An 11,811-nucleotide genomic window follows, 5' to 3' on the forward strand; every position below is an offset into this window, starting at 1 on the left:
GAACCGGGTCGGCGATCCCATTGCAAGGCAATGGAAAACGACGCCCGCCGAGAGGCTCCCGCCACTGCCCGCAACCGTGACCCGATCCTGTCGGTCCTGCGCGACGTGCTGCCGGTATCCGGCCATGTGCTGGAGATCGCCAGCGGCACCGGCGAGCATGCCATCCACTTCGCCGCCGCCTTGCCCGACCTCGTCTGGCATCCGACCGATCCCGACGACAACGCCCGCGCCTCGATCGCGGCGTGGGGGGAGCAGGCGGAGCTGGCAAACTTGCGCGCGCCGCTGGAACTGGACGCGGCCTCGCATGAATGGCCGATTACGGAGGCACAGGCGGTCGTCTGCATCAACATGATCCACATCAGCCCCTGGACCGCGACCGAGGGCCTCATGGCCGGCGCCGCGCGGGTGCTGGAATCGGGCTACCCGCTGGTGCTGTACGGCCCCTATCGGCGAGAGGGGCTGACGCTCGAGCCCAGCAACGCGGCCTTCGACGAGGACCTCAAGCGGCGCAACCCGGAATGGGGCCTGCGCAGCGTGGAAACCGTGCGCGCCTGCGCTCTGGACAATGGCCTGGCGTTCGACAGTCTCGTCGAAATGCCCGCCAACAATCTGATGCTGGTTTTCAGGAAGCGCTGAAGCTGCGCCGGATCAGGCGCGGCAGGACCAGCGCCTGGCCCACCGCGCGGCCGCCGAACAACACTGCGAAAGCCGCCCACAGCCCATGATTGCCGAGCGGCTGGAGCGTCCATAGCAGGACGAGGTAGGCCGCCATCGCCGCCGCCATCGTCCCCAGCATCGCCCGCGTCCATCCGGCGCCGACGAACACCCCGTCGAACACGAAGGACGACACGCCCAGCACCGGCAATAGTGCCAGCCAAGGCGCATATTGTGCGGTCGCGGCAACTACGGCAGGGTCGGTGCTGAACGCCGCCGCGAGCCGGGCGCCCGCCAGCGCGTAAAGCGCCGCGACGGCAAGCCCGGTCACGCCGCCCCATACCAGAGCGGAGCGCACGGCGGCGGTGAAACGCGCTCGCGACTGTGCGCCGAGCGCCTCGCCGCAGAGCACTTGCGCGCCGCTCTCGAACCCGTCGAGTAGGAGTGTCGCTAGCATGAAGATCTGGAACAGCACGCCGTTGGCAGCCAGCGTGACTGGCCCGGCGCGCGCACCGACGCGGGCGAACAGCAGGATCGAGCCGGTCAGCAGCAGGGTGCGCACGAACAGGTCGCGGTTGAGCGCGAAGAGCCGCGCGAGTTCGCTCCGTGCCCACGTCCCCTTGCGGCCGAGGGCCGCCAGCGCATCGCGCGCCGCGCCCTCGCGCACGACGATCGCGGCCAGCAGGAGGAATTTGAGGGCTTCGGAACTCACCGTCGCCGTCGCTACCCCGGCCACGCCCCAGCGCACGACGAGCACCAGCAGCAGGTCGAGGGCGATGTGGACGAGGTTCGCGATGATCTCGACCACCAGGACATGGCGAACCTCGCGTCGTCCGATCAGCCAGCCCACCAGCACGCAGTTCGCCAGCCACACCGGCCCCGCCCAGTAGCGCACCGCGACGTAGCTGCGGGCCGCCTCGCGCACCGGCCCCTCGGCGCCCAGCACGTCGAGGCCCAGCGGGATCGCGAGCGGCATGGCCGTGAGCAGCACCGCGCCGATGCCGAGCGCCACCGCCATCGCGCGTGCCAGCGTCTCGCCCGCGTCGCCGTCACCGCGTCCGCTACTTTGCGCGGTCAGCGCGACGGTGCTGGTGCGCAGGAAATTGAAGACGTTGAGCAGGCCCAGCATGAACTTGGCCCCCAGTTCGACCGCGCCTTGCGCGGGGGCGTCGCCGAGCCGTCCTATCGCCCACATGTCGGCAAGGCCGAACAGAGCGGTAGCCACGTTGGTCAGCATTGCGGGCAGGGCGATGGCCCAGAGCTGGCGGGCGGGAGAGGGCGGGGAGACGGTCACGGAACCAGGATCTAGCCAAGCGCACCCGCAGGGGCAAACGAACCGAAGAATCGCCGCTGCGATCAGGACATATTGTCCCACCTTCGCGAATCACTCGAGGAGCAGGATCGGCGGTTTTCCTAAGGACACGGCATGTTGCAGTGCGATACCCGGCTGAAGGTACAAGGAAAGCGCACGCAATGAGGGCTTGCCAAACCCGCGTAAATCAGGGAGATTGTTGAAAGTTGGTGGATCAGGCAGCTTCTGCTGCATCTGCGAAGAAATCGGCGCGCCGGAGTGATTTCTCATCCCCGGCGCGCTCTCTCCCAACACCGGTAAGGTTACATGAACCTTTCACCGACCACATTGCACAAGAATCCGGCTTTGGCAAAGCGGGAAATGCATTTCATGCTGCGCAGCATGCAATTTTTCCTTCGCCCATTTCCCGCGCGTTTCTGCGGTGTTGCATGTCCTGCGCTGTCATCCCGGCGATGATTGCGGGGTGCCTGTTGCGCATCGTCTCCTGCGATGATCCGATGGGGATCGAAGGAGAGAGGCATGACCCGAATGGGCACCGACACCGGCAAATTCGAGCAGAATGCCGGCCCGGCCATCTATCTTGATTCGCTCGAGTCGCAGGCGAGGCGGGTCGAAACTCCGTGCGGCGACGGGACGATGGCATGGCGAATCTGGGGCGAAGGGGCGCCGCTTGTCCTTGCACATGGCGCGCAAGGGTCCTGGACGCACTGGGTCCGCAACATAGAGCGACTGTCTCACCACCGGCGGCTGATCGTGCCCGACCTGCCGGGCCACGGGGATTCGGCCATGCCCGCGAGCAACGACCATGCAGGCATCTCGGCCGCGCTTGCCCGGGGATTGTCTGCGATCCTCGGCGCGGAAAAGATGCCTGCCGATTTGTGCGGCTTCTCGTTCGGCGGCGTCGCGCTGGCGCATCTGGCGGCGCTGCATCCGGGCACGGCGCGCAGGCTGGTGATCGTCGGCTGCGGCGGGCTGGGAACGCCGATGGGTCACCCGCGCCTCGGCCGGATCAGCGGTCTGGTTGGGGAGGAGCGCCGCGCCGCTCTCAAGGCCAATCTGCTCGGGCTTATGCTCCATCACCCCGAGAGCGCCGACGACCTTGCGATTCACATGCTGCTGCCGACTGCCAAGGCTGCGCGGCTTCATGCACCGCCGCTGGTGCTTCCCGACAGACTGGTCAAAGTGCTTCCGGAGGTCCGCGTCGCTGTAGACGCGATCTGGGGCGCGTTCGACCTGCCGCATCCCGACCCGGCCACGCAGGAGGCGGCGCTGCGTACCGTCCAGCCCGACGCCGAGTTCCGCGTCGTCGAGGACGCCGGGCACTGGGCGATGTACGAGCGCCCCCAAGCGTTCGAGGCGGCCTTGCTGGATATTCTCGCAAGGCCGCCTCGCAAGGTGGGCTGACGGGCTACCAGACCAGCGGCAGGTGCTCCGGCCCGATGACGCCGCCGGGGCGGTACTCGATCCGCGTGCCCGGCTTCACCGAGAACGCCGGGATGCGCTTCAGCCACTCTTGCAGCGCGATCTTCACTTCCAGCCGGGCGAGGTGTGCGCCCATGCAACTGTGGACGCCCACGGTGAAGGCCAGGATCGTCTTGCGCGGGCGGTCGAAGTCCACCTCCTTGGGGTTCGGGAACACTTCGGGGTCGAAGTTGCAGGCGGGCAGGACAAAGGTGACGCGGTCCCCCTTCTTCATCTGGACGCCGCGCATCTCGTAGTCCTTGTCGAGGACCCGACCCGAGAACGTCACCGACCAGCGGCGCAGCAGTTCCTCGACGATCTTGTCGATGTCCTGCGGGCGGCTGTGGATTTCAGCGAGCTTGTCCGGATTCTCGGCAAGGTAGAGCCAGATATTGTTCAGCGTCGCGAACACGGTGTCGAGCCCGGCGATGAACAGGAAGCAGACGAAGCCGAAGATCTCCTTGTCCGACAGCGGCACGCCGTCCGGCGCGGAGTGTGCGATGCGGCTGACGACGCCGTCGTCGGGGTTCGCCCTCTTCTCCTCGATCGCCTGGCGCAGATAGGCGGTGATCTTGCCCATCGTCTCGCCCATCACCGCGCGGTCGTTCGAATGGAGGAGTTTCATCGCCCAGTCCACGAACTCGTCGCGCATGTCCTGTGGCAGGCCCATGATGTCGAGGAACACCGTGACCGGCAGCGGGCGGCCGTAGTCCTCGGTGAACTCGCAAATCCCTCCGGCCGCGACCTTGGCCTCGATCTCGTCGATCAACCCGTTGGCGCGCTGGCGGATCTGCTCCTCCAGCTTGAGCACGCCCTGCGGGCTGAACACCGGATCGACGATGTTGCGGTACTTGCGGTGATGCGGCGGGTCGATCTCGATCGGGATGAAGTAGAAATAGTCGTCCGGATCGCGCGGGAAGGGCGTGGCGCCCTCGTTCGAGAAGATGTCCGGGTGGCGCAGGCCGAACAGCGCGTCCTCATGCTTGATGAGGTGCCACATGTTCCCCATCGGGCTGACGTCGTAGTAGATCGGCGGCTGCTTTTCATGCAGCGCGGCCATGAAGTCGTGCGGGTTCGCAAGGAAGTCCGGCCCGACGGTGAGGCCAGACTGGCGGATCAGTTCGGGCGGAACGTGGGCGGGCACCTGGTCCATCCCGACATTGCGCGGGAAGCTGGGGGGCACGGGATTGGCGGCGTCGATAGGCATGGCGTCCTCTCCCTTCAGAACTGCGTTTCGGGCAGATGGATGATCAGCCCGTCCAGCGCGGAGGTGATCTCGATCTGGCATGAGAGGCGGCTGGTCGGTCGCAGTTCGGTGGCTACCGCTTCGAGCAGTTCGGCCTCGGTGTCGGACGAGGGACCGCCCACCGTGTCGACCCAGTCCTCGTCCACGTAGCAATGGCAGGTCGCGCACGAGAGGCCGCCGCCGCATTCGCCGACGATGCCCTCGATGCCGTTGTACAGCGCCCCGCGCATGACGTTCTCGCCAAGCGGTATGTCAACGCGCGTCTGGTGTCCGTCGTGATCGACGTAAGTGATCTGCGGCATGGTTTCCTCTCTCGTTGTCCTGTGAGAACATTGTTCTCATTCTTGTACGCGCTTGAGGGCGGCCAAGTCAATCGCATCGACGCAGGGCTGGACCGGGGCCCCACGCGGGCGTAGCGCTTCAAGGATGACGACCGCCTATCCGCCGCTGTTCACCGCGCCCGAAGCACCCGAGGGCGACCGCGCGTTGCTGCTCATCCGTGCCGCCTACGACCTGCTCGACGAATCGGGGCTGGAGGGCCTGACGATCCGCGCGGTGCTGGCGCGGGCAGGGTTGGCGCGGCGGGCGTTCTATGAACGGTTCCAGGGCAAGGACGACCTCGTGCTGGCGGTGTTCGACAGCTCGCTGCGGACAGCGGCACTGCAGTTCCGGGACATTACTGCGCGCTGCGAGGGGCCGGTGGAGGCGCTGCGGGCGATCGTCACCGGGATCGTGGTGGGCCAGCTGGGACAGGACCGGTTGGGCGCGAACCGGCGCGGGGCGGCGCTCAGCCGCGAGCACTTGCGGCTCGCCCAGACGCGGCAGGGGGAATTGAACTCGGCGCTGGAGCCGCTGCTCGACCTGATCGCCGGGCACGTGGCGGCGGGGATCGAGGGCGGAGCCTTCCGGCAGGCCGATCCGCAACTGCAGGCGCGGCTTGTCTACAACCTCGTATCGACCACCGTGCATACGGTGCTGCTGGCGGAGGAGGAAGGTATTCCCGACCGCACCGGGCGCGAGGAACTGGCCAGCGAGCTATGGGAATTTTGCCGCCGCGCGCTGGCGGCGTGACCGAGCGAGGTTGCGAGGTCAGTTGCGACCCTTCGGCAGGCCCAGGGTGAGCGGGGTTGGAGTAGGTCTCCCAAATTCCGCTCAGGCTGAGCTTGTCGAAGCCCCCGCTGGCATCGCCTTGCCGAACAGGTAGCCCTGTCCTTGCGTGCAGCCTTCGTCGCGCAGGTATTCGCGCTCCATGTCGCTCTCGATCCCCTCGGCGGTGACGATCAGGCCGAGACTGCGGCCGAGCCCGATCACGGCGCGGATGACAGCGCGCGAATTGGCCTCGTGGTGCAGGTTCAGGATGAACGACTTGTCGATCTTGATCTTGGTGAAGGGGTAGTTGAGCAGGTAGCTCAGCGAAGAGTAGCCGGTGCCGAAATCGTCGAGCGAGATGCCGATGCCGAAGGCGCGCAAGTTGCGGATGATCGCTGAAGGACGCGGGCCTTTCTCCATCAGCACCGCCTCGGTGATCTCCAGTTCCAGGCGCTCGGCGGCGAGGCCGGAGGTGGAAAGAGCGTTGATCACCGTGCTCAGCAGGTTGCCGTTGCGGAACTGCAGCGGCGAGACGTTGACCGCGACCTTGACGTGGTCCGGCCATTGCATCGCTGCGCTGCAGGCGCTGCCGAGCACGAAGCGGCCGATCTGGTCGATCAGGCCGATCTCCTCGGCGAGCGGCACGAAGACGTCGGGCGGCACCGCGCCGCGCTCGGGATGGTTCCAGCGCAGCAGCGCTTCGTAGCATTCGACCTGCCCGCTCTGGAGATCGACGATCGGCTGGTAGTGCACTGCCAGCCCGCCCTCGCGCACGGCGGCGCGCAAGTCGATCTCGAGGCGGTTCTTCTCCTGCGCGGCGGCGTCCATCCCGGCTTCGAAGCTGCGGCAGGTTCCGCGCCGCTCGCCCTTGGCAGCGTAGAGCGCAAGGTCGGCGTAGCGCAGCAAAGTCTCGGGATCGCGGGTATCGTAAGGCGCGGAGGCGAAGCCGATCGTTGCGCCGATGTGGATCATGTGGCCCTGCACGAAGAAGGGCTCGGACAGGGTGGTGATGATCGACTTGGCCACCAGTTCCGCCTGCGTCAGGCTGGAGCGGCGGAAGATCAGCGCGAATTCGTCGCCGCCGATGCGGCACAGCAGGGCCTCGGGCGGGATCAGCTCGCGCATGCGCCGCGCCGCTTCGGTCAGGACGATGTCGCCGAAGTGGTGGCCGTAGGTGTCGTTGACCGGCTTGAAATGATCGAGGTCGATCATCGCCAGCGTTGCCGTTTCCTGCGGGCCGGCGTTCGTCAGCAAGTCGTTGAGCTGGGCGCGGCAATGGGCGCGGTTGGCGAGGCCGGTCAGTTCGTCGTGGCGAGCCATGTGCGCCATGCGCTGCTCGATGCGGCGTCGTTCGGTGACGTCGAAGATCGAGACGATGGTGCCGGAAAAGCCCTCGAGGTCGGAGACGCGCGTGGCGATCACGGTCTCGATCGCGGTCCCGTCGCGCCGCAGCATCTTCCAGCTGTCGCCGGTGTCGGCGCGGTCGGTGACCAGCAGCTGCGCTGCGTGGGCGCGCGAAGTCGCGGGAAACAGGTCTCCGGCGGGCAGGTCCGCCATTTCTTGTGGGGTATAACCGAACAGGGCGCAGGCGGCCTCGTTGGCGGTACGGATGCAGCCGCTTTCGGGGTCGTAGACGAACATCGCCAGCGGGTTGCGTTCGAACAGCAGGCGGAAGGCGTCTTCCTTTTGCTTGAGGTCGGTGATGTCGACGCGCACGCCGATCGAGCCGCCGCTTTCGAGACGGCGTTCCTCGATCATGATGCAGCGGCCGTTCGACAGCCACTGCTCGTGGCGGTGCGAAGGCTGGCGCAGCAGTGCGAGGCGGCTGGCGAGCCATTCCTCCTCGCGCCCGGCTGCTTCGGGGTAGTCGCCCCGCGCGATGCCGATGCGCAGCGCGTCGCCCAGCTTGGCGCCGGGCACCAGCAGGTCGGCCGACTTCTCGTAGATCTGGGCGTACTGCTCGTTCCAGAGGATGTAGCGATCCTCCTCGTCAAGGAAGACGATGCCTTGCGGAATCGCCTCGATCACCTCGCGCAGCCGCGTCTCGGCGAGCGAGGCCGCCTGAAGCGCGGTGTCGAGCGAAGGCAGGTCTCCGCGCTCCGCGATGGCGAGCGCGAGTTCCTCGCCGGTTACGTCCTGTTTAAGCCCCAAATACAACGCAGATCCCCATCTGGTTTGGAGCAGGCTATGAGGCAGGTGGTTAATTTTCTGCCCTATGGCGACAAAGGTATGACGAAGCGAGGCGCGCAATTTCAAGGGTCTGGAGCATGAACTTTTGGTAACCGCAGGGCGCCGATCGCCCGGAATTCGGGCAGTTGGCTAACGCTGGAAGCGAACCTTCGCACTTCGTCGCCTCCTTGATTCCGGTGACGTCGCAAGGCGCAGGTTAGGCCGATATGATTGACGCAAGCTGACCGGGCGCCTTCGCAGTTGCGCGAAGACGGCCGTTCGTGTCCCCCCCTCTTCGCTCCAATGCAAATGGCCCGCCGCACACGGGTGCGACGGGCCAAGCTTTCCTCCCCAGGAAAACTCTTGAGCTGCCTCAGCGGCGGATCGCGCTGCCGAGACGGTGATAGAGGTTGGAGTACTTGGACGAGATCGGATCGTCCTCGTGTGCCTTGAGATAGAAGACGACGGCTTCCTGAAGAAGCTTGAAGTCTTCGTTCGAGAGCACCGCGCGAGCGCGGGTCGGTTCTGCGATCATGGTGGTCATGCTATGTCCTTTCCTTGCTTTGCGGGGGTGCTTCCCCAAGTTGCCGGGGGACCGTCCCCCGGCTTCCTCCAAGTGTGGTGCGGCTCAGGCCGCGAACTGGTTCATCGTGTTGTGCGCGCCGCCGGCCTTCAGGGCGGCCTCGCCGGCGAAGTATTCCTTGTGGTCGTCGCCGAGGTCGGAGCCGGCCATGTTCTGGTGCTTCACGCAGGCGATGCCCTGGCGGATCTCCTCGCGCTGCACGCCCTTCACGTAGCCGAGCATCCCGGCGTCACCGAAGTATTCCTTCGCCAGATTGTCGGTCGACAGCGCGGCGGTGTGGTACGTCGGCAGGGTGATGAGGTGGTGGAAGATGCCTGCCTCGCGCGCCGCGTCCTTCTGGAAGGTGCGGATGCGCTCGTCGGCCTCTGCCGCCAGCTCGGTTGCGTCGTAGTCGATGCTCATCAGGCGCGCCCGGTCGAAGGCCGAGACGTCCTTGCCCGCCGCCTGCCAGGCGTCGAAGACCTGCTGGCGGAAGTTCAGCGTCCAGTTGAAGCTGGGCGAGTTGTTGTAGACCAGCTTGGCGTTCGGGATCACCTCGCGGATGCGGCTGACCATCCCGCCGATCTGGCCGATGTGCGGCTTCTCGGTCTCGATCCACAGCAGGTCCGCGCCGTTCTGCAGGGCGTGGATGCTGTCGAGCACGCAGCGGTCCTCGCCGGTTCCCGAACGGAACTGGTAGAGGTTGCTGGGCAGGCGCTTGGGGCGAAGCAGCTTGCCGTCCCGGCTGATGAGAACGTCGCCGTGGCCGACCGTCTCGACTTCCTCGCAGTCGAGGAAGGCGTTGTACTGGTCGCCGATGTCGCCCGCTTCACGGGTGAAGGCGATCTGCTTGGTGAGGCCAGCGCCGAGCGAGTCGGTGCGCGCCACGATCAGGCCCTCATCGACGCCCAGTTCCATGAAGGCGTAGCGGACCGCGCGGATCTTCGCGATGAAGTCCTCGTGCGGGACGGTGACCTTGCCGTCCTGGTGGCCGCACTGCTTTTCGTCCGAGACCTGGTTCTCGATCTGGATGCAGCAGGCGCCTGCCTCGATGAACTTCTTGGCGAGGAGGTAAGTCGCCTCCGCGTTGCCGAAGCCCGCGTCGATGTCGGCGACGATCGGCACTACGTGTGTCTCGTAGGCGTCGATGGCGTGCTCGATGCGCTTGGCCTCGACTTCGTCACCGCCCTCGCGGGCCTTGTCGAGATCGCGGAACAGGCCGCCCAGCTCACGCGCGTCAGCCTGGCGCAGGAAGGTGTACAGTTCCTCGATCAGCGCCGGAACCGACGTCTTCTCGTGCATCGACTGGTCGGGCAGCGGGCCGAACTCGCTGCGCAGCGCCGCGACCATCCAGCCCGAGAGGTACAAGTAGCGCCCCTTGGTGGTGCCGAAGTGCTTCTTGATGGAGATCATCTTCTGCTGGCCGATGAACCCGTGCCAGCAGCCCAGCGACTGCGTGTAGTTGGCGGGGTCGAGATCGTAGGCCGCCATGTCCTCGCGCATGATGCCCGCGGTGTAGCGGGCGATGTCGAGGCCGGTCTGGAAGCGGTTCTGCAGGCGCATGCGGGCGACCGATTCGGCCTCGATCCCGTTCCAGTGGGTCTCGGTGCCGATCGTATTACCGGCTTCGATGATCTTGCTCTGGTAGGTCACGCTTCAGTTCCTCTTCGCGGATGCGATTGCTTTCGATGGAGCCGAGGTAGTCGCGATGACGGCGCGGCGGAATGCCTTGCGAGGTGCTGTTGTCAAACCTTACAGATGTTCCTTGTAAAGTTGTGTGGTTATGACAGAATGCGCGGAAATGGCAGAAAACCGTCCCTTATACCTTGGTCCAAGATTGCGCCGTCTGCGCCGTGAACTCGGCCTGACGCAGCTGGCGATGGCCGATGATCTGGAAATCTCGCCCAGCTACGTCGCCCTGCTGGAGCGCAACCAGCGGCCGGTCACCGCCGACATGCTGCTGCGCCTCGCGAAGACCTACCGCCTCGACATCGCCGACATCGCCGGTGACGACGGGGAGGACTACGCGCGCCGCCTGACCGACGTGCTGCGCGACCCGATCTTCGCCGATATCGACCTGCCCAAGCTGGAAGTCGCAGACCTTGCCACCAGCTTTCCCGGTGTCTCCGAGGCCCTGCTGCGGCTGCATCAGGCCTATACCCGCGAGGCGCAGGCGCTGGCCGAGCAGCGCGCCGCCGGGCCGATGGCGGACGAGAACGAGCCCGTGCGCGAAGCGCAGCGCTTCCTTGCCGCCAACCGCAACTATTTCCACGCGCTCGACACCCGCGCCGAGGAACTGGCGGGCGAGATCGAAAAGGCGGGCGGGGCGACCGAGTGGCTCGCCGCCAAGGCCGTACGCGTGCGTTTCCTGCCGCCTGACGTGCTCATGGATTCGCTGCGCCGTTTCGACCGGCACAACCAGCAATTGCTGATCGCCGACACGCTCGACCATGCCAGCCGCGCGTTCCAGATCGCCACGCACATCGCCCACACTGCGCTGCGATCCGAGATCAAGCAGACGATCCGGGCCGACAGCTTCTCCAGCCGCACTACCGCCACGCTGCTGCTGCGCGCCCTGGCGGGCTATGCGGCGGCGGCGATCGTCATGCCTTACGGCCGCTTCGCCCGCGCGGCGGACCAGCGGCGCTATGACATCGATGCCCTGTGCGCTCTGTTCGGCGCCAGTTTCGAGCAGGTGGCCCATCGTCTCACCACGCTGCAGAGGCCGGGGGAGGAGCGCGTCGGCTTCTTCTTCATCCGCGTGGATGAGGCGGGCAATGTCTCCAAGCGGCTCGACGGCGCGGGCTTCCCCTTCGCCGCGCATGGCGGCGGGTGCCCCTTGTGGAGCGTGCATCAGGTGTTTCGCCGTCCGGGCGAGATCGTGCCGCAATGGCTCGAACTGCCGGGCGGGGAGCGCTTCTTCTCGATCGCGCGCACGGTGACCGGTGGGGCGGCAGGCTACGGCGGTGCGCGGGTGGTGCGCGCGGTGGCTCTCGCCTGCGCGGCGGAGCAGGCGGGGCGGCTGGTCTATGCCGGAGGCGTGGACCCGGCGGGCGCGCCGACGACGCCCATCGGCGTCACCTGCCGTCTGTGCCAGCGTGCGGAATGCACCGCCCGCTCGGTCCCGCCGATCGGGCGCGACGTGCTGGCGGACGATTACCGCCGTGCCGCGCAGCCTTATACGTTCGCGGAGAGTTGAAACTCTTTCCCGTCATCCCAGCGAAAGCTGGGACCGCTGGCCTGTTACGGCCAACTATCGTTCAAACGCCCTGCCGAGGGTTGGGTCTTACACGGCCAGCGGTCCCAGCCTTCGCTGGG

General features: G+C 66.4%; 11 protein-coding genes. 4 read left to right on the forward strand and 7 right to left on the reverse strand.

Going from position 1 to position 11,811, the window contains the following annotated elements; translation table 11 throughout:
• Positions 1–30 precede the first annotated feature (30 nt).
• Entirely contained in the window at positions 31–636 is a 606-nt protein-coding gene (locus ACYPYD_RS02765; RefSeq protein WP_459661992.1) for a DUF938 domain-containing protein, read from the forward strand.
• Here ACYPYD_RS02765 and ACYPYD_RS02770 read toward each other — a convergent pair.
• A complete protein-coding gene (locus ACYPYD_RS02770; RefSeq protein WP_459661993.1) occupies positions 623–1,948 on the reverse strand; it encodes an MATE family efflux transporter in 1,326 nt (441 codons plus the stop codon). The two genes, ACYPYD_RS02765 and ACYPYD_RS02770, sit on opposite strands and share 14 nt — an antisense overlap.
• A 90-nt stretch (positions 1,949–2,038) precedes the next feature.
• On the reverse strand, positions 2,039–2,200 hold the full coding sequence (locus tag ACYPYD_RS02775) for a hypothetical protein (RefSeq protein WP_156799817.1): 162 nt from the start codon (positions 2,198–2,200) through the stop codon (positions 2,039–2,041).
• Between the two features lie 285 nt (positions 2,201–2,485).
• Between ACYPYD_RS02775 and ACYPYD_RS02780 the strand changes: the two genes are divergently transcribed.
• Complete coding sequence (locus ACYPYD_RS02780; RefSeq protein WP_248005967.1) at positions 2,486–3,370, forward strand: alpha/beta fold hydrolase; 885 nt, start codon at positions 2,486–2,488, stop codon at positions 3,368–3,370.
• A gap of 4 nt (positions 3,371–3,374) precedes the next feature.
• Here the strand turns inward: ACYPYD_RS02780 and ACYPYD_RS02785 are convergent, their stop codons facing one another.
• Positions 3,375–4,634 carry a cytochrome P450 gene (locus ACYPYD_RS02785; RefSeq protein ID WP_211150358.1) on the reverse strand — a complete coding sequence of 420 codons (1,260 nt, stop codon included), beginning with the start codon at positions 4,632–4,634 and terminating at the stop codon, positions 3,375–3,377.
• A gap of 14 nt (positions 4,635–4,648) precedes the next feature.
• Positions 4,649–4,975, reverse strand: a complete 327-nt coding sequence (locus ACYPYD_RS02790) for a 2Fe-2S iron-sulfur cluster-binding protein (RefSeq protein ID WP_036523527.1) — start codon at positions 4,973–4,975, stop codon at positions 4,649–4,651.
• A 124-nt stretch (positions 4,976–5,099) separates the two neighbouring features.
• Between ACYPYD_RS02790 and ACYPYD_RS02795 the strand changes: the two genes are divergently transcribed.
• On the forward strand, positions 5,100–5,744 hold the full coding sequence (locus ACYPYD_RS02795) for a TetR/AcrR family transcriptional regulator (protein WP_459661994.1): 645 nt from the start codon (positions 5,100–5,102) through the stop codon (positions 5,742–5,744).
• A gap of 81 nt (positions 5,745–5,825) precedes the next feature.
• On the opposite strand, the gene ACYPYD_RS02800 is transcribed toward ACYPYD_RS02795, so the two are convergent.
• From ACYPYD_RS02800 to ACYPYD_RS02810, 3 genes are all read right to left on the reverse strand, one after another.
• Positions 5,826–7,913 carry a putative bifunctional diguanylate cyclase/phosphodiesterase gene (locus tag ACYPYD_RS02800; RefSeq protein ID WP_459661995.1) on the reverse strand — a complete coding sequence of 696 codons (2,088 nt, stop codon included), beginning with the start codon at positions 7,911–7,913 and terminating at the stop codon, positions 5,826–5,828.
• Between the two features lie 391 nt (positions 7,914–8,304).
• Positions 8,305–8,475, reverse strand: coding sequence for a hypothetical protein (locus ACYPYD_RS02805; RefSeq protein WP_459661996.1), 171 nt, complete (start codon positions 8,473–8,475; stop codon positions 8,305–8,307).
• A gap of 84 nt (positions 8,476–8,559) precedes the next feature.
• On the reverse strand, positions 8,560–10,146 hold the full coding sequence (locus ACYPYD_RS02810) for an isocitrate lyase (RefSeq protein WP_459661997.1): 1,587 nt from the start codon (positions 10,144–10,146) through the stop codon (positions 8,560–8,562).
• A 148-nt stretch (positions 10,147–10,294) separates the two neighbouring features.
• Between ACYPYD_RS02810 and ACYPYD_RS02815 the strand changes: the two genes are divergently transcribed.
• Positions 10,295–11,692 (forward strand): helix-turn-helix domain-containing protein, encoded by a 1,398-nt coding sequence (locus ACYPYD_RS02815; RefSeq protein WP_459661998.1) that lies wholly within the window; start codon positions 10,295–10,297, stop codon positions 11,690–11,692.
• The last annotated feature ends 119 nt before the right edge of the window (positions 11,693–11,811 follow it).

Source organism: Novosphingobium sp. 11B (assembly GCF_054589055.1).